The organism is Bacillus sp. B4EP4a (assembly GCF_006680105.1).
GTDB lineage: Bacteria > Bacillota > Bacilli > Bacillales > DSM-1321 > Peribacillus > Peribacillus simplex_E.
This window is the reverse complement of sequence record NZ_VHIK01000029.1, coordinates 100,606-119,503: the sequence shown is the minus strand read 5'-3', so window position 1 is coordinate 119,503 and position 18,898 is coordinate 100,606. Positions and strand designations below refer to the sequence as shown.

The following is an 18,898-nucleotide window of genomic DNA, read 5'->3' as shown; positions in this document are numbered from 1 at the left end:
AAAATGAACTGAAAATTGAAAGGGGAATGTATTATGACTCAAAAAGAATTTGCGGCAAACGACTATCAGAAATCTTATGAGGACGAACGCGACTCGATCAATTCGAAGGACTTTATGATTGGCGCCTTGATCGGCGGGATGATCGGAGCGGCTACAGCTTTGTTCATGGCCCCGAAAACAGGCAAGGAATTAAGGAATGACTTCAATGAACAAGCTAAAAACATTTCAGAGAAAACAGAAAGATTAAGACAAACGGCAATGGAAAAAGGAACATTCCTTGCTGATACTGCAAAAGAAAAAACAAGCTCCGTCACGGAAATCGTTTCCAACAAATCTTCAAATATCGTCAATAAAGTGAAAAGCTTAAAAACGGGAAAAGAAAACGGCGACGCGGCTGATGATACGACGAATTCCAGCAATAAGGATATAGATGTAACCGGAACTTCCGATTCTCCTATCGTATCCGTCGAAACGAACTTTGCTAACGGCAATGACTCGGAAAATAATCCTGCAGATCCTACAAGCGGAAACAAGAATGCGGCAAAATTAAAACTTGATGAAGCGAAAAAGGCATTTGATGAAACAGAGAATAATCTAATGAAATAAACTCCTTGGATTCCTTTAATGGGGATGAAGAGGCATAAAGGGACGAAGAATAAGGCGGTGAAGTGCTTTGATGGCTTCATCGCCTTTTTGATGGTAAAATTTATATGGACAAGGAAAGGAGACTGTTTTATGGTCATGAGCAAAATCGAAACAGAAGAACAATTCAATGAGCTTCTAAAAGAGGATACATTCCTGCTTTTCAAGCATAGTGTAACGTGCCCGGTCAGTGCTGAAGCATTTGAACAATATGAGAGGTACATCTTGGGGAACGAACAACTTAAAACGGCCTATTTAGCCGTTCAGGAAGCTCGTCCACTATCTAATTATGTGGCAGAAACATTTGATGTCAAACATCAATCACCTCAGGCCATCCTTTTTAAAAGTGGAAAACCTGCCTGGAATGAATCTCATTGGCGGATTACATATGATTCATTGAGCAAGGCCATTACTGAATGAATGATGAAGGCCGGATCCCTTTTGTAAGGGGTCCGGCCTTTTATTATTCCATTTGGTGGCCATGTGAATTTTAAACGGTCTCAAGGGGAAACCTTTTCTTTAAAGGCCCTTCCTGTTCAAGTGGCAGACGATTTGATCATGGTCCAATGCTCTTTAAGATAAAATATCAATTAAATTATAGCTTTCTTGTTCTATTTCCAATATAATTCCTACAACGGATTGTTCCAATATTCAGTCTAAATCGTTTTTCCTGCATGAAACACCTGATTTTATGCATTCATAACTTTAATGCTTAAAAGCGTTTAATTATTAAAGAAAAATATCGTGACATTTATGGGCACTTCATTTATAATTGATTTAATCATACATGAAATATTCTAAATTTTTCATTGATAATACAATCGGGGTGGATGTTCGAGGATCCAGATGGGATTTTTTAGTTTGAGTCCGCTGAGCCGATTTCTATTTTAAAAAACGAAGGGATGGATATGTAATGAGCAACAAAGAGCTTGATGGACTTCGTAATCAACTGGATGATGTGAACCTTCAGTTATTACATCTTATTAATCAACGTGCTGAACTTGTACAGGAAATTGGTCGCGTTAAAGAAAAACAAGGTGTAAACCGTTACGATCCGGTCCGTGAAAGAACAATGCTGGATCTTATCGAAGCCAATAATCAAGGACCGCTTGATCTTGGTTCGATTAAACATATTTTCAAAGAAATCTTTAAATTGGGCTTGGAGCTTCAAAAAGATGATCAGAAGAAAACGCTTCTTGTATCAAGAAAACAAAAGGCTGAAGACACGATCATCGACATTAAAGGTGAATTGGTAGGTAACGGGATCCCTAGCTTCGTTTTCGGACCATGTGCGGTTGAATCTTATGAACAGACAGCTGCGGTGGCGGAAGTCATTAAAGCTAAAGGTCTGAAATTGATGCGCGGCGGTGCATTTAAGCCACGTACATCTCCATATGACTTCCAAGGGCTTGGTTTGGAAGGTTTACAAATACTTAAACGTGTTGCTGATGAATACGGCTTGGCTGTCATCAGTGAAATCGTGAGTGCCAACGATATTGAAGCGGCGATCGATCATATCGATGTCATCCAAATCGGGGCGCGCAACATGCAAAACTTCGACTTGCTAAAAGCTGCAGGTGCTGTAAATAAACCAGTTCTTTTAAAACGTGGACTGGCTGCAACGATTGAAGAGTTCATTCATGCAGCGGAATACATCATGTCGCAGGGCAATGGCAACATCATCCTTTGTGAACGCGGTATCCGTACTTACGAAAAAGCAACAAGGAATACACTTGATATCTCTGCTGTACCGATTTTAAAACAAGAAACTCATTTACCAGTCATGGTTGATGTGACGCATTCAACTGGACGTCGCGATCTTCTGCTTCCTACGGCTAAAGCGGCTCTTGCAATCGGTGCTGACGGTGTTATGGCTGAAGTGCATCCAGATCCTTCCGTTGCTTTATCGGATTCTGCACAGCAAATGGACTTCAAACAATTTGATGAATTCTACGATGAAATTAAACGTTTGAACTGGGTAACTGTATAAGCTAAGAAAGTCTTTAAAATGATCTACTTACGGCCCTTACCAACTTGGCAAGGGCTTTTTTTAATGGTAAAATACTAGTTTTTGCAGAAAAAGCTTCGAAATAAGCACTATTGGATTGCAGGAAAGATTCTACTATCGTATGATAAATAACAAGAATGAGAACTGTTCGGAAGATTGAGTCATACATAAAGTGATATCTATGTGAATTTTATACTTGAATAGGGTATTGAATATTTGACTGAGAAGAGAGTAGGACTGCATTTTTGTTAGGCAGATCGTTCCTAAAATAATCTTCCTTATAGAGAAAAACGCATAAAAGATTTTTTTTCGAAATAATTCGGGTCTTTTATGGGGAAAATGAAAGAAATGGAGGAATGGATGAATGAATAATATAACCATTTATGATGTGGCGCGTGAGGCGAATGTTTCCATGGCCACCGTTTCCCGCGTAGTTAACGGGAATCCAAATGTAAAGCCTGCAACAAGGAAGAAAGTTTCCGATGTGATTGAGAAGTTAGGGTACCGTCCCAATGCAGTGGCAAGGGGACTTGCCTCAAAGAAAACGACTACAGTCGGGGTCATCATCCCGGATATCTCGAGCATCTTTTTTGCCGAATTGGCACGGGGCATAGAAGATATAGCCACGATGTATAAATACAATATCATTCTAAGCAGTTCTGATGAGAATATAGATAAGGAATTCCATTTGCTGAATACGATGCTTGGAAAACAAGTGGATGGTATCGTGTTCATGGGCGGCAACATCTCTGATGAGCATGTCAAAGAGTTTAAGAATTCACCGGTTCCAATCGTACTGGCAGGTTCGGTGGATGAAAGCGGGCAAGTTCCATCGGTTAATATTGATTATGAGGCAGCGGCATTCGACGCAGTGACATTCTTTGCTGATAAAGGCCACAAGCATATCGCTTTTGTAAGCGGAAACCCTTCCGCGCTGATTAATGAAATGAAATTGACTGGTTATAAACGAGGGTTGAAAGAAGCTGGTCTTTCATTTGATGAAAGTTATATTGTTGAAGGTGATTATACATATGATTCAGGAATTGAATCTTTTGAAAAGTACCTGGAAGTTGAAGACAGACCGACGGCATTCATCGCCGGTGCTGATGAAATGGCTCTTGGAATTGTCCATGCCGCACAGGACAAAGGGTATAATGTACCGGAGGACTTTGAGGTGATCAGCTTCGATAACACGAGATTGACATTGATGGTGCGTCCGCAAATCACGACGATCGTTCAGCCTTTATATGACATTGGTGCGGTTGCGATGAGGCTTCTTACGAAGTTGATGAATAAAGAACAAGTGGAGGAAGGTCTTGAAAAAGTGATCCTGCCGCATCGGATTGAAAACCGTCAATCAACGAAATAAACTTGTTTGGAGAGTGTCCCGGAGGGCACTCTCTTTTGTTTCTCAACCGGACAAAAAAGATCGTTTTTCAACGATCTTTTGGCTAACTTTGTTCATTGCTTTTCGAAGTTTGCTTGGAAGACCTGATGGGATAAAGGACCTTTTCAAGCGTCAGGGCATTCTTCTCGGTAATTTCAGGCTTCCTCGGAATGGGTTCGTATATATCCTCCATGTCATCCCATTCATCCGGCAGGGTAACAGGGGACTCAGGCTGCCAGCAATCGAGCCATTCCTTTGATAGGGGACCTGATATATCATTGTTCGTCATTTCAAGCCAGACCCTCGCCCAAGCCCTCGGGACGACGCGCCATATATCATATCCGCCGCCGCCTACTGCAATCCACCGTCCTTCGCAAAACTTATGGGCCATTTCGTGGGCCAACTTTGGTATTTCCCTATAAATCTTCATGGTGGCAGATAAATGGGTGAGCGGATCGTAATAATGGGAATCGGCCCCGTTTTGCGTTAATATGACATCCGGTTTGAAGAATTCAATGACCTCCTTAAAAGAAGCCCTATAGCATTCGAGCCAGGATTCATCTTCAGTGAACGCATCGACCGGGATGTTGAATGAATAGCCGTAGCCTTTTCCCTGGCCCCGCTCGTTAATATTGCCGGTGCCGGGAAATAAGTAGCGCCCCGTTTCATGAATGGATAGGGTGCATACATCGGGATCATCATAAAATGACCATTGGACTCCGTCACCATGATGTGCATCGGTATCGACATACAAGACACGTGCCCCATATTTTTTTTGCAGGTATTTAATCGCGACCGAACTATCATTGTAAATGCAAAAGCCTGAGGCTTTCCCGCGGAAACCGTGATGCAGGCCCCCGCCAAGATTAAGTGCGTGCAGGGACTGACCGGTCATGACGGCATCCACAGCCGTCAAGGTACCGCCTACAAGCAAGGCACTCGCTTCGTGCATCTTGGGGAAGATAGGGGTATCCTCTGTTCCCAGCCCATAATTTACTGCCTTTTCGGGGGGGAGCTTTCCCTGGCCTGCTAATTTGACAGCGTTTACATAATGGTGATCATGGATCAGTTCCAATTCTTCATCGGTAGCCATTCTGGGCTTGATAATTTGATCATCATTGATGGCATGGTGTTTTTTTAATAAATCAAGCGTGAGCTTAAGCCGTTTTTGATTGAATGGATGTTCATCGTTGAATTTGTAGGTAAGGAGTTCATCCGAATAGACGAAAAGGGGTGTATCATTCATGTGAAATCCCCGGTAGGTTAGGCCATAAAACGGTATAGCCTTCTTTCTTCAAATCCTCCACCACCATAAATGGATTCATCGTCTGTACACGAATTACAAGAATTTTATAATCGGTTCCATTTTTTTCAGGATAAACAAGGGTGCTCAGGATATTCGAATTGCGCCTTTTGAAAATATGGGCAATATCATGAAGGGAACCTGCCCTATCCGGGATTCTGATTTCGATTTGGGAACCGGGCTGATTGACTCCAGTCAACTCAACGTATGAATGAAGTAAATCGGAACCGGTTATGATGCCCACTAACTTCCTTCCCTTTACGATTGGAAGGCAGCTGATATTGTTATCACAAAAAACAGCCCCGATTTCTTCCACAAAATCCAGCGGGTGCCCCGTGATTATTTCCGTTTTCATGATGCTTGATAATGGTTTTTGTAAATCATTTTTGTATTCTGCGGTACGGAATATAGAAGGGGCAGCATCCCGAATATCTCGGTCGCTGACTAATCCCACAAGATGATAGCTGTCATCGACAATGGGTATATGGCGAATTCGCTTCTCTTTGATGATCATGACAGCGCTATGGATTGTATCGGTTGGAGTGAGGGTGATAATATCCTCATTCATTATTGTTTCTACAATCATTTTCCTTCCTCCTCTTATTCGCCTCTTTAATACATAAACCGATTCATAAAACGCAATTGGTCGAACTTCTGGATGGATTCCGGCGGGACTCTTTTGCCGATACGGGCCATCAGGCAGTTGGCCGGGTGGGAACTGATTTCAGGATCATCTGTTGCAAAGTAGACCAGGCCACCCGCACTCATCATTTTTTCCATGACCTTGCGATAGTCCCAAATATTCAGTCCTGTCCCTTTCAAATCCCAATGCCAATAGTATTCAGTGGTGATGATGATGAAGTCTTCAACCGAATCGTCTTCCATGGAAAGGCGGATCAGGTTCTTCCCGACGGAGGCACCCCGGTATTTAGGGATGACCTCGATTGCACCAAGCTCAATCAAGTCCTCCATCTTAATTTCCGACCAGCGCTCCAATGGATCGGGATATAAGTAAGTTACATATCCCACGATCGTTTTATTTTCACGGGCGATAAAGATCCTGCCCTCAGGCAAGTCTGCAATCTCTATTAACGCTTTATGCTGCAAAGCAGGCGGGCGAAAGGCGACCAAGTCCTCGTGAAACTCATAAGCGGACATTTTTTCGCCGTTCAACGGCCCTTCGATGATGAGCGTCCCGCTCAATGTCTGCAGTTCCTTAGTATAGAAGGTCTTATTATATTCCATTCTTTCACCACCCTTGTTATGTAGTAATCTTACACTCTAGCATTCCGGAGTATAAGAAGCATTGCTTGTAAAAACTGACCGAATGGAAAGCTTAAATAAATTATACATAAAAACAAGGGGCATAATTTAGAAAGTTCAACACATATATGAATCTTTTGTTACAGTGCTTCTTCTTTCCGAGCCATCAACATGAATTCACCTTAACTATAACATACTTGTAATTTTCAAAATTCAGCAAGCTGGATTTTCCCTAATATGGAAATACTTAATATTTTAAAAATTGAGAAAATTGTCTTCTTATACTATAATAAAAATATAGAGCCGAATGAAGGGGGAGTTTGTCGTATGAATGTGAAAGCGTTGCCAGTAGTGGAAGGTAATTTTAATTTAAAGAATTATGATGAAAAATACAAGAAGTTTGACTGGTCTGAGACGGAAAAGGAATTCTCCTGGTCTGAAACCGGTAAAGTGAATCTTGCACATGAAGCCATTGACCGCCATGTCGAAACATACAAAAAGAATAAAGTAGCCCTTTATTACAAAGACGATAAAAGAAATGAAAAGTATACATTCAAGGAAATGAAAGATTATACGAATCAGGCGGCCAATGTGTTCAAGAACATTGCAAATGTGGAAAAAGGTGATCGTGTTTTCATCTTCATGCCTCGCTCCCCGGAGCTTTATTTTGCATTGTTGGGCGCGATTAAAACGGGAGCGGTCGTAGGGCCGTTGTTCGAAGCCTTCATGGAAGGCGCAATAAGGGATCGTCTTGAAGATAGTGAGGCAAGTGTGATCGTGACGACACCTGAACTTTTGCCGCGCGTCCCAGTGGATGAGCTACCCCATTTAAAGCATATTTTCTTGGTGGGGGAAAATATAAAAGAAGAAGGAAAGTACCATCACTTCAATAAAAAATTAAAAGAAGCCGATAAAAATTTCGAAATTGAATGGGTGGATCGGAATGACGGTCTGATTCTTCACTATACCTCCGGTTCCACAGGCAAACCAAAAGGAGTGCTTCACGTTCATAATGCGATGATCCAGCATTATCAAACAGCAAGATGGGTCCTTGATTTGCAGGATGAGGACGTGTATTGGTGCACAGCGGACCCTGGATGGGTGACAGGGACGTCTTACGGGATCTTTGGACCTTGGCTGACAGGCACCTCGAATGTCATTGTAGGCGGGCGGTTCAAGCCTGAATCTTGGTACAAGACCTTGGAAGACTTTGGTGTCACGGTATGGTATAGTGCCCCGACGGCCTTCAGGATGCTGATGGGCGCAGGTGACGAAATCGTTAAGCGGTTCGATTTAAGCACTCTCCGCCATATTTTAAGTGTCGGTGAACCGTTGAACCCGGAAGTGGTGCGCTGGGGAATGAAGGTATTCAATCACCGTATCCATGATACATGGTGGATGACGGAGACCGGGGCACAGGTCATCTGCAATTATCCTTGCCTGGAAATCAAACCGGGTTCGATGGGTAAACCGATTCCTGGTGTGAAGGCGGCGATAGTGGATGATCAAGGCAACGAGCTTCCGCCGCATAGAATGGGGAACCTTGCCATCAAGAAAGGGTGGCCTTCGATGATGAAGACCGTCTGGAAGAATGAAGCGAAATATGAATCTTACTTTATGCCAGGTGATTGGTATGTGTCCGGGGATTCCGCATATATGGATGAAGATGGTTATTTCTGGTTCCAAGGCCGTGTGGATGATGTCATCATGACGGCAGGGGAGAGAGTTGGACCTTTCGAAGTGGAAAGCAAGTTGGTCGAGCATCCAGCCGTAGCTGAAGCGGGTGTCATCGGTAAGCCGGATCCGGTTCGGGGGGAAATTATCAAAGCGTTTATCGCCCTTCGTGACGGATACGATGCAAACGATGAGTTGATTGAGGAAATTCGTACATTTGTAAAGCATGGTCTAGCAGCACATGCGGCACCTCGTGAAATTGAATTCAGGGATAAGCTTCCTAAAACAAGAAGCGGTAAAATCATGCGCCGTGTCCTGAAAGCTTGGGAACTTGATTTGCCAACTGGTGATTTATCATCGATGGAGGACTGAGAAACTGAGTCATGCTGATTATTGAAAAGGAAAAGGCATCCATTGTCACTTTCATGGATGCCTTTTTGGGAGATTATAAGGAAACAGTCTGTCGGGCTAACCCGACAGACTGTTTTAGTTCAAGAAAGAGTGTCATTCTTCCTCTTCTTCAGCTTTATCCGTGTCTTGCTCTTTATCATTGACTGTGTCTTTATCATTGACTGTGTCTTGATCTTTGTCGGTCTCTTGATTTTCTTTATCAGTATTTTCTTTGTTTTGATCTTTGTCTAGGGCTGGCTCTTTATCTTTATTTGTTTCATTTTCTGGTTCTTTTTCTTTATCTGAACCGTTCTCTTCTTTTGAGTCTGGTTTTTTATCTTCGTTAGCTACTTTATCTTTTCCGCGATCATCTTTATTTTTTGCGGAATCTTCTTTTGAACCTGTCTTTTTATCGCCGCTTTCAACACGTTGGGAAGGGGCTGATTCTTTACCGACTATGTCTACGGCCGTTACGTAATAGGAACCGCCTGAGCCGACTTTGTAAACAAGACTCCCACCAGCATTAATGCTCGCCACTTTTTTGCCGTCCTTATAGACACGATAACCGACGACATCTCCTTCATGATGCAGGCCCCATGTAATCTTATCGTTACTGATCGTTATGGATAGGGGATCTGGTGCTTTGCCATTATCATTCAATTTCGCTTTCGCTCCGACGACATTTCCTGATTTTTCGCCTCCAGGAATCACGGATCCCGGGTCATCGACATATTTCAGTCCGATATCTGCAAAGGAATCGGGATTCAACATGAACCCGCCGCTTGTGAATTCGCCAGGCGTTTGCGGAAGGGCTGCGTAGCGTTTGCTGCCGACTGATACATATTGTCCATCTATGAAACTATCATCCGTCCTGGATGGAGCATATTTGGCGATGAATAAATCTGATTTTACAAGACCTGCCTTTTGGCATGCACTTGAAGGCAGCAGTCCTGAAACGCCGCAGAAGGAACGGTTGACAATTCCGCCTGGCATTTCAAATCGCTTATCGGGGTCGATGAGTTTAGGATCGACTTTGTATGCGGCATTGATCAGATCTGCCCAATAATACATATTACGTTTATTATATTCCAGACCATTGTAGGTCCCTTGCAAGGATTTCGGTGTGTCATATCCGAGCCATGTACCGAATGATACATTTGGATTGGTAGCGACGAACCAAGCGTCCCAATAGTTTTGGGAAGTTCCGGTCTTGCCTGCCCAATCACTTGAGAAAGCGAGTCGGTTCCTGACCGAAGCGGCCGTCCCGCTGTTTACGACATCACGCATCATATCAAGCGTCAAGTAAGCGGCTTGCGGCGAAAATACTTCCACTGGTTTCGCTTTATGTTCATAGATGACCTCGCCATCTTTTGATACGATTTTATCGATCATATAAGCATCGACGAATTCCCCTGAATTGGCAAATGTGCCAAATGCATTGACGTTCTCTTCAACGGTTACACCTTTTGACATAGCTCCCAGTGACATGGATGGATTAGAGTAATCTTCTTTCGTCACTGTTGTGAAGCCCATTTTTTCCAAATAGGAAGCTGGACCTTGGTTGATTATTTTCATGTAAAAGAGCGCTGCCGGGATATTATAGGAATTCTTCAGTGCCTCACGGGCTGTCGTTACCCCCGTATAGCTTCCGCCGCCATAGTTTCCTGGCCGCCACATTGATCCTGCTGGAATGGAAATGGGTACGTTGGCCGATACGCTTCCAGGTGAGATCTTTCCTAACTCGATTCCTGGGCCATATACGAGCAGCGGCTTCATCGTTGATCCGTTCGATCGCAGTGATGCGGTTGCATGATTCGTCTGTTCCCGCTTGAAATCACGGCCGCCTACGAAACTGATGATTTTTCCTGTTTTATTTTCGATAAGAATGGCCCCGGCTTCAACGGGCTCACTCACCGTTTTCATTTCTTTCGTATCAGGATCGACGACTTGTGCCGTCTTATCGTATCCGTAATTCGGATAGTTTTTCGTTACTTCCTGCATCTTGTCATAAATCTTTTTATCGATTGTCGTATAGATCTGATAGCCGTTTTGACGCAGCTTACGATCGGCAAGTGCTAGATATTGATCTTTTAAATCATCATTCTTTAAATCTTTCTCTTCATATCCATCTTCTTTTGCCAGACTGACAGATAGGATTTCGATGGAGCGTTTTTCGATTTCATAGGTGAGCCATGGATATTTCTCGGATGGCATCTCCGTTTTACCGATAAAGTCTTTTGTTATGTCGTATGCGACTGCTTTATCATATTCTTCTTTTGTTATGTATCCGTTACTATACATCCGCTTTAAAACGGTTTTCATCCGGTTGATGCCGGGCTCTTGATTTTCTTTCAGTTTTCCTTTCTGGGTATATGGTGTATAACCGAAAGGGCTTTGCGGCAATCCAGCGATAAAGGCTGATTGGGGCAGCGTCAGATCTTTGGCCTCCACGCCAAAAATACCTTCAGCGGCGGACTCGACACCAGCGATGTTACGGCCTGAAGAGTTTCGTCCCAAAGTGGAGACGTTTAAGTAGGTTTCCAAAATCTCTTCTTTTTCAAAGAACTTTTCGACCCGGAGCGCAAGAAGGATTTCTTTTGCTTTCCGTTCAAATGATACTTCGTTGGTGAGGACCTGGTTTTTAATGAGCTGCTGTGTTAATGTACTTCCTCCCGATTGGACGGCTGCATTCGAAAATTCCTGGTAAACGGCACGCAGGATGGCTTTCGGGACAACTCCATCATGCTCATAAAAATACTCATCTTCTGTAGCGATGACTGCATTTTTTAGATGCTCGGAAACTTTATCGATGGACACTTCTTCACGCTCAAGGTCACTCTTAAGCTTGCCCAAGTATACGTTATCAGCAAAGTATACTTCAGAGGTCTCTTCATAATTGTAAATGTCTTTTTTTAAATCTTCTTTTGAGCGTACCGGCTCATCATTGACGAGGGCAGCGAAATAGCCGGCCCCGACGCCGCCGGCGAATGAGAATCCTAGAATCCCGACAATAATGAGGATCAGCGTTAAATTCCAAATGACTTGGTATGTAACCCGCGCGTTTTTGTGTGTTTTTTCATTTTGAAAAAAACGGGTCAGCTGCTTCCAGATTGTTAGAAATCTATCTTTTTGATTATTATTCATCGTATCATACCCCCTGAAATCACATATATTATAGCATATAACAGGTAGGGGAAAGGCATCTTTCTTATTTTTCTAGAATCTGTAAGGGTGATGTTGACAATGATTCTTATGTATGATAAAAGTTTATTAACAATAATAAAATGATTAAATGATCGCGATGATAGGACCCAGTAGTCAGACTATCCCTGTTTCAGAGAGCCGGTGGTTAGTGGAAATCGGTACAAATGGTATGATGAATTACTTCCTTGAGCATTTGCTGTGAAATGATTAGTAGCAGGAAACGGTTGACGGCCGTTATTCGTCTTGAGCGGAGGGCATATTATGTCCTCAAGTTGGGTGGTACCGCGAATTCATTCGTCCCTTCATATTTTATGAAGGGGCGTTTTTGTGTGCTTTTTGCGGGTTTTTTCTAAGATGGAGGAGGAATATTTAATGGAATTGCTTAAAGACCTCGAGTGGAGAGGGATTATTTATCAACAAACGGATGAAGAGGGTTTTAAGGCCCTTCTAGAAAAAGAGAAAATTTCTTTATACTGTGGTGTCGATCCAACTGCGGATAGTATGCACATCGGACATCTATTGCCATTCTTGACATTGCGCCGTTTCCAGCAGCACGGACATCGTCCACTTGTGCTAGTAGGCGGTGCGACTGGACTTATTGGTGATCCAAGCGGTAAAAAAGAGGAACGCCAGCTGCAAACACTGGAAAAAGTGCTTTATAATGCAGACTGCATAAAAGGGCAGCTATCCCACATCTTTGAATTCGACGGTGAAAATGGTGCGGTCATGGTCAATAACTATGACTGGATAGGTAAAATCGATATGGTTACATTCTTGCGGGATTACGGGAAATACATCGGCATAAACTACATGCTGGCAAAAGATACGGTTGCTTCCCGCTTGGATACGGGAATTTCCTTTACTGAATTTGCGTACACGATCTTACAAGGAATTGATTTCGGTCATTTATACAGCAATTACGACTGTAAATTGCAAATTGGCGGCAGTGATCAATGGGGCAACATTACGACCGGTCTTGAAATGATCAGGAAATCCAATGATGAGAATGCTAAAGCATTCGGTATGACGATCCCGCTCGTAACGAAAGCGGATGGAACGAAATTCGGTAAGACGGAAGGCGGAGCGATTTGGCTTGACCCGGAAAAGACGACTCCGTATGAATTTTATCAATTCTGGATCAATACAGCCGATGCTGATGTCGTGAAATACCTGAAATTCTTCACATTCCTATCTCGTGAGGCGATTGAAGAGTTAGAGCAATCCGTACAGTCCGAACCGCATTTGCGTAAAGCACAAAAAGCTTTAGGGGAAGAAATGACCCGTTTGATTCATGGTCAGGAAGCTCTTGAACAAGCAATCAAAATCTCTGCCGCCCTATTCAGCGGTGAGGTGAAGAATTTAAGTGCAGCGGAAATCAAATTGGGCTTTAAAGATGTCCCTAGCTTCGAACGTGAGAGCAAAGAAGATATCGGTTTGGTCGATTTAATCGTTGAAGCGAAAATTTCGCCATCAAAGCGTCAAGCCCGTGAAGATATTCAGAATGGGGCAATCTCCATTAATGGGGAGAAAGTGACTGATCTGCAATATGTAGTGACGGAAGCTGCCAAGATTGAAGGGGAGTTCATCCTCGTTCGTCGCGGCAAGAAGAAATACACATTAGTGAAATGATTGTTCAAAGCCCGGCTGAATCCCAGCCGGGCTTTGTCATGCAAGGGTGTTTAGGTGCAAAAAAAAACCCCATCCAAGGATGAGGTTTTTTGAAGTTATTAACGAGAGTAGAACTCAACGATAAGAGCTTCGTTAATTTCAGCAGGCAATTCAGAACGTTCTGGTAAACGAGTGAAAGTACCTTCTAATTTCTCAGCATCGAAAGTAAGGAAATCAGGAACGAAGTTAGTTGCTTCAACTGATTCTTTGATGATTGAGAAGTTGCGTGATTTTTCACGAACTGAGATTGTTTGTCCAAGAGACACTTTGTAAGATGGAATGTCTACGCGGCTTCCGTCTACAGTGATGTGACCGTGGTTAACAAGTTGACGTGCTTGACGACGTGTACGAGCTAAACCAAGACGGTAAACTAGGTTGTCAAGACGTGATTCAAGAAGAATCATGAAGTTTTCACCATGAACACCTTTAAGTTTGCCAGCGCGGTCGAACATTGAACGGAATTGACGTTCAGTGATTCCGTACATGTGACGAAGTTTTTGTTTCTCTTGCAGTTGCATTCCGTATTCAGAAATTTTTCTGCGTTGGTTAGGACCATGTTGTCCTGGAGCATAAGGGCGTTTTTCTAATTCTTTACCAGTACCTGTTAGGGAAATTCCTAAACGACGGGATAGTTTCCAGCTTGGGCCAGTATAACGAGCCATAGGATGACTCCTCCTTTAAATGTTTTTATTTTGGTAAAATAAAAACCGTGTGAATGTACGATCATGACCATTTTGTTTTCATGTACCTTCGCCCTAGCAGCAGAGAGTTACGAGATACACCTCTGAATTGAGGAACAAAATGAGAACATAAAGGCTGTCACATAGGCTGCAATATTTTACACAAGGAGTATTGTATAATATTCTGCTCAATGAGTCAAGGACAGTTATGATTTATTAAGGAATAGATAAAGAGTATCACAGCAGGAAAATACAAAATATTAAAAAAATGCAATTTATAGAGTGTTTTTTTTCATTGTAAGCATTATGAAATAATGAATCCAAAAATTATGGATGGTTTGAGACATTTCATGGGTGCCTATGCCATGGGATGGCTCAATCCTGTTTCTTCGCTAAAAATGTCAAAAGGGCCTATGAGGGGTTTTATATTGCGAAAAGTTCAGGAAAGGACCGGGTACATGTACAACGGGTACTGTAATGTAAAAGGGAGCAGGCAAGGTTTGCCGCTCCCTTTTACTTTATAGATGATTGGAAAGGATTTCAGCGAACTTCTCCAGTCCTTGCTGATCCATTTCGTCAAAACGGTCCGTTATCGGGCTGTCGATATCGAGGACACCGAGCAATTTGCCATCCTTCATGAGCGGTATGACAATTTCAGATCTTGATGCCGCATCGCAGGCGATATGTCCAGGGAATTGGTGGACATCCTCTACGCGCAGGGTTTTTTCAGTTGCCGCTGAAGTCCCGCATACGCCCTTGCCCATTGGGATGCGGACACAGGCTGGAAGACCTTGAAAGGGTCCTAGAATTAATTGGCCTTCTTCATATAAATAAAAGCCTACCCAGTTAATCTCATCGAGAAAAAGATTAAGTAAAGCTGCCGCATTGCTTAAATTGGCTATTTGGTTCGTTTCATCTTCGATTAATGCAAGTAGTTGTTTTTGGACCAGTTCATAGTTTTTTTCTTTTTTTCCTTGATACATTTCGACATTAAACAAAAGCGTTCACCTGTCTTCCGCATATTTTTACAGCACTATCTAATCATGATGCTTTATTGTTGGGAAATTGTCGAGAACTTACTAAAGGATTCAGGCTCTTCCGTGAAGAAGTAGTCCACAAGACTTGTCTCAAAGAAAGCGAGGGATTGCCTGAATGAATCGCCAGACGCCAACGAAACAAGCCATTGTGGAAGCCGCATTGCATTTATTTCATTTAAAAGGCTATCATGCTACATCCATACGGGATATTGCGAATAAAGCGAAAGTGAACGCTGCAAATATTGCCTACTATTTCAAGAATAAACAGGGGTTGCTGGAATTCTGTTTCATTTCCTATTTAGAAGAGTATATCCTGGTCCTTGATAAGAACATGACATTGCTCGAACTTAAAGGCCCGCAGCATTGCTTGATGAATCTTGTAAAGGATATTCTTGCTTTCCAGAGGGAAAACTTCCTTGCTGCACGGTTCATATATGGGGAATCTTCACTCGATTCCAATTTAAACCGCGAAATTCATTCGACTTATTTTACTAAGGAAAAGTCTTATTTTCAATATATTTTGGAACAGGGAATCAAGAGCAGGAGTTTCCAGCAGGTCTCCGTTCCCATGTATATGCTGCAGTTGAAGGGATTATTGACGGCCCCTGTCCTGCATACCCATTATGCGATGGATGTGCTTCATGTCTTCCCGCAGGAAGCCTATTACACGAATATTTATGCCAATGAAGTCGGACGTTTTCTGCAAGATACCCTTTTCATTGCCGAAGACTTACAGCCACTGTTAGCCGGCCGGCCTGAAGTGTATACATGAGTTACCCTTTAAAACCTGCAATCAGTGCCTGATGGCCCTGACCCAAATCTTTAGCCTGATGGGCATCGGAACCGTAAATAAGCGGAATTCCGAGATCTATTGCACGTTTTGCAAATCGTTCAGGAGGATAGGGCTCACCGCATAGCGGCTTTACAAGCCCGGCTCCGTTATAATCTAGTTCATATCTTTGATCCTTGATCATGTCGAGAACCTTGTAAACCCGCTCGTCAAAACTTGATGCCGGCGGATATCGATGCTGGAATTTATGGACAAGCGTAATGTGCCCGATCCGTTTTGGTTTATATATGCCTAAATCAGCTTCTATTGATTTTTCCAGTGTATCGTAATATTTGGTATAAACCGAATCCACTGAACCTAGTTCATTGGCAATCTCACCAAACCCATTATCGCTGAAATCAATGCAATGCCAACTGTTTTGATGCTTGATGAAGTGGACGGAAAGTATACTATCATCAAGGAATTCTCCGATTTCGTCGAGGAATGCTTTTGTTTCATTTTCATACCCCTCTATAAAGTCAACCTCGAGGCCTGTTTTGATCAGGATTTTGTCTTTATAGCGTTCTTTCAGTACGCGGAGCTCTTGAAAGTAATCCAGGAGCAGGGCAGCGTCCATGCCGCTGTCTTTTTCAGGCGTAGGATCTTGAAAATTTCGTGGCAATGGAGCATGTTCCGTAAATGAGATTTCCTTTAATCCTAGCTCGATTCCCCGCGTAATATATTCATCGAATTTATCCGTAGAGCCGTGTGGGCAAAACGGAGTGTGCACATGACCGTCAACTTTCATGGTTCTTCCCTCCCAAAAAACAGGTATTTGTAGCAATTTTCTACAAAAAAATCATTTTTCTCGTCAAAAATTATTGCTAACATGGTATCATAAAAGCATTAAATTTAACATTTTTAAAATTGATATAAACGAGCAAGACTGTAAGGACTAGAACAGGGGGCTTACCATGGATTACATAATTGGCGTAATTGTATTAATTTTGATTTTCATCATTTGGGGTTATTTTTTCAAAAAGAGATATTTTAAAGAAATCGATCGACTGGAATCCTGGAAAATAAGCATCATGCACCGCCCCGTGCTGGAAGAGCTTTCTAAAGTCAAACAATTGAATATGACAGGTGAAACAGAGGAAATGTTCGAAAACTGGCGCATTGAATGGGACGCCATCATTACGGATCATATGCCCGAAGTCGAAGAGCTTTTATTCGATGCCGAGGAATTCGTCGATAAATACCGTTTCAGCCGATCAAAAGAGGTACAGCACAAAATTACAGTCAAGCTGAATGAAATCGAAGAAATGATCAAAAAGATCTTATACGAACTGAATGAACTCGTAGGCAGTGAGGAAAAGAATCGATTGGAAATTGAGGATATCAAAGAATCCTACCGTCAATTGAAGAAATCCCTGCTTGCTCACAGGCATAATTATGGGAAAGCGGCTGATAAGCTGGAAAATTCCTTGGATGAAGTAGTGCAAATCCTCCAGAAGTATGAAGAAGAGACGGTGAACGGCAATTATTTGAATGCGAGGGAGCTTGTTCTATCCATTAAGGGAAAATTGGCGCTTCTGTCAGTTAAAATGGAAATGCTCCCAAAATTATTGGTAGATAGCCAATCAGAGCTGCATTCCCAGCTTCATGAATTGAAGGATGGTTATGAGGAGATGTCAGGACAAGGTTATCTGTTGAGCCATATCCAATTCGAGCAGGAAATATCACGGCTTGAGGAAGAACTGGAACTATATAAAACACAATTGGAAAATGCCGAAACGGAAGCCGTGGAAAAGGGCATTAAGGAAATGCGCGAAAGCATTGAAGTGCTGTATGACCTTTTGGAAAAAGAAGTACTTTCAAAACAGTATATCTTGAAAAATGATGAAGTTCTCAGAAAAACGTTAAGTGACCTTGAATATGAAAACGATAAACTTAAAGTTGAAACCATACATGTTCAACACACATATCATTTGACGGAAAATGAGCTCGATGCACAACGGAAAATGGAAAAGCAGATTGCCCAGATTTCGAAACGCCATCAATTGCTCGTCTTGAAAATGGAGGATAATGTGATGGCAAGCTCCCTTATCAGTGAAGAGATGCAGGGGCTGGCGGCACAGTTGAAGGAATTACAGGAAAATCAGAAAGACTTTACCCTTAAATTACAGGCTTTACGAAAAGATGAAATGGATGCCAGGGATGCATTGGCCGAATTGAAGCGCAAAATGGTCGATACTGGACGTTTAATTACAAAAAGCAATATTCCAGGTCTTCCAGAAGAGTATAAAGTGGTGCTTCAGGACGCCAAAGAAAGCATGGATGACGTTCAGGGGAAACTTGAAGAAAAGCCGCTTGACATGGCCTCTGTTTATATTTATTTGGAAAAGGCGGTTCAACAGGTGAATAGGGTCCACGAAAAAGCCAATGAATTGATCGAACATATGTATTTGGCCGAAAAGGTGATCCAATTCGGAAATCGCTATCGAAGCAGTCATGATATGGTTGCCGAGAGCCTTAGGGAGGCGGAGGCCAAATTCCGAAGCTACGAATATCAAGCCGCATTGGAAACGGCAGCCACGGCCATAGAAAAGGTCGACCCAGGCAGTTTACAAAAAATCGGGGCGAACATAGAAGAAGTCCTTTCCTAAAAAACCCGCCATGGCGGGTTTTTTTCTTTTACAGGACCCTGAATAGACTAGGCGGGAAGTTAAATCATTCTGCAGGAATAAAAAGAAGCAGGTCTCCTATCATTCAGTGGACCAGTGTTTTACATTCTCTTTCAAATTCAATTATGTTAATATTAGAAGTTGCAACAGCAACATTGAAACTTATATTTAGTAGAGTGACCATCA

The 18,898-nt window shown here is 42.6% G+C and carries 15 protein-coding genes and 1 other annotated feature; of the genes, 8 read left to right on the top strand and 7 right to left on the bottom strand.

Going from position 1 to position 18,898, the window contains the following annotated elements:
- Positions 1-33 precede the first annotated feature (33 nt).
- The 4 genes from FNK51_RS15690 to ccpA all read left to right on the top strand — a co-directional run bounded on the left by FNK51_RS15690 (position 34) and on the right by ccpA (position 4,019).
- Positions 34-606 (top strand): YtxH domain-containing protein, encoded by a 573-nt coding sequence (locus FNK51_RS15690; protein WP_141993936.1) that lies wholly within the window; start codon positions 34-36, stop codon positions 604-606.
- Between the two features lie 129 nt (positions 607-735).
- Positions 736-1,062, top strand: a complete 327-nt coding sequence (gene ytxJ, locus FNK51_RS15685) for a bacillithiol system redox-active protein YtxJ (RefSeq protein ID WP_098370103.1) — start codon at positions 736-738, stop codon at positions 1,060-1,062.
- A gap of 493 nt (positions 1,063-1,555) precedes the next feature.
- Positions 1,556-2,632, top strand: a complete 1,077-nt coding sequence (locus FNK51_RS15680) for a bifunctional 3-deoxy-7-phosphoheptulonate synthase/chorismate mutase (protein ID WP_034309244.1) — start codon at positions 1,556-1,558, stop codon at positions 2,630-2,632.
- Between the two features lie 382 nt (positions 2,633-3,014).
- Positions 3,015-4,019 carry a catabolite control protein A gene (gene ccpA / locus FNK51_RS15675; RefSeq protein ID WP_098369931.1) on the top strand — a complete coding sequence of 335 codons (1,005 nt, stop codon included), beginning with the start codon at positions 3,015-3,017 and terminating at the stop codon, positions 4,017-4,019.
- 82 nt (positions 4,020-4,101) lie between these two features.
- On the opposite strand, the gene FNK51_RS15670 is transcribed toward ccpA, so the two are convergent.
- The 3 genes from FNK51_RS15670 to FNK51_RS15660 are packed head-to-tail and all read right to left on the bottom strand — an operon-like array spanning position 4,102 to position 6,585.
- Positions 4,102-5,283, bottom strand: a complete 1,182-nt coding sequence (locus FNK51_RS15670) for an acetoin utilization protein AcuC (RefSeq protein ID WP_141993935.1) — start codon at positions 5,281-5,283, stop codon at positions 4,102-4,104.
- Positions 5,276-5,926 (bottom strand): acetoin utilization AcuB family protein, encoded by a 651-nt coding sequence (locus FNK51_RS15665; RefSeq protein WP_141993934.1) that lies wholly within the window; start codon positions 5,924-5,926, stop codon positions 5,276-5,278. The genes FNK51_RS15670 and FNK51_RS15665 overlap by 8 nt, the downstream gene beginning before the upstream one ends.
- 26 nt (positions 5,927-5,952) lie before the next feature.
- Positions 5,953-6,585, bottom strand: a complete 633-nt coding sequence (locus FNK51_RS15660; protein ID WP_141993933.1) for a GNAT family N-acetyltransferase — start codon at positions 6,583-6,585, stop codon at positions 5,953-5,955.
- 345 nt (positions 6,586-6,930) lie between these two features.
- Here FNK51_RS15660 and acsA point away from each other — a divergent pair, with 345 nt between their 5' ends.
- Positions 6,931-8,649, top strand: coding sequence for an acetate--CoA ligase (gene acsA / locus FNK51_RS15655; RefSeq protein WP_141993932.1), 1,719 nt, complete (start codon positions 6,931-6,933; stop codon positions 8,647-8,649).
- Positions 8,650-8,781: 132 nt separating this feature from the next.
- Here the strand turns inward: acsA and FNK51_RS15650 are convergent, their stop codons facing one another.
- A complete protein-coding gene (locus FNK51_RS15650; protein WP_141993931.1) occupies positions 8,782-11,811 on the bottom strand; it encodes a transglycosylase domain-containing protein in 3,030 nt (1,009 codons plus the stop codon).
- 148 nt (positions 11,812-11,959) lie between these two features.
- Positions 11,960-12,176, top strand: a binding site (T-box leader).
- 67 nt (positions 12,177-12,243) lie between these two features.
- Here FNK51_RS15650 and tyrS point away from each other — a divergent pair.
- The gene (gene tyrS, locus FNK51_RS15645) at positions 12,244-13,500 is read left to right on the top strand and encodes a tyrosine--tRNA ligase (RefSeq protein ID WP_141993930.1); all 1,257 of its coding nucleotides are present in this window, start codon (positions 12,244-12,246) and stop codon (positions 13,498-13,500) included.
- Positions 13,501-13,598: 98 nt separating this feature from the next.
- Here tyrS and rpsD read toward each other — a convergent pair whose 3' ends face one another.
- Positions 13,599-14,201, bottom strand: coding sequence for a 30S ribosomal protein S4 (gene rpsD, locus FNK51_RS15640; RefSeq protein ID WP_098369938.1), 603 nt, complete (start codon positions 14,199-14,201; stop codon positions 13,599-13,601).
- A 536-nt stretch (positions 14,202-14,737) separates the two neighbouring features.
- Positions 14,738-15,217, bottom strand: a complete 480-nt coding sequence (locus FNK51_RS15635) for a GAF domain-containing protein (RefSeq protein WP_098369939.1) — start codon at positions 15,215-15,217, stop codon at positions 14,738-14,740.
- Positions 15,218-15,371: 154 nt separating this feature from the next.
- On the opposite strand from FNK51_RS15635, the gene refZ reads away from it, so the two are divergent.
- Positions 15,372-16,028 carry a forespore capture DNA-binding protein RefZ gene (gene refZ / locus FNK51_RS15630; RefSeq protein ID WP_141993929.1) on the top strand — a complete coding sequence of 219 codons (657 nt, stop codon included), beginning with the start codon at positions 15,372-15,374 and terminating at the stop codon, positions 16,026-16,028.
- 1 nt (position 16,029) lies between these two features.
- On the opposite strand, the gene hisJ is transcribed toward refZ, so the two are convergent.
- Positions 16,030-16,833: a histidinol-phosphatase HisJ gene (gene hisJ / locus FNK51_RS15625; RefSeq protein ID WP_141993928.1), complete on the bottom strand. Its 804-nt coding sequence runs from the start codon at positions 16,831-16,833 to the stop codon at positions 16,030-16,032.
- Positions 16,834-16,999: 166 nt separating this feature from the next.
- On the opposite strand from hisJ, the gene ezrA reads away from it, so the two are divergent.
- Entirely contained in the window at positions 17,000-18,694 is a 1,695-nt protein-coding gene (ezrA, locus tag FNK51_RS15620) for a septation ring formation regulator EzrA (protein WP_141993927.1), read from the top strand.
- The last annotated feature ends 204 nt before the right edge of the window (positions 18,695-18,898 follow it).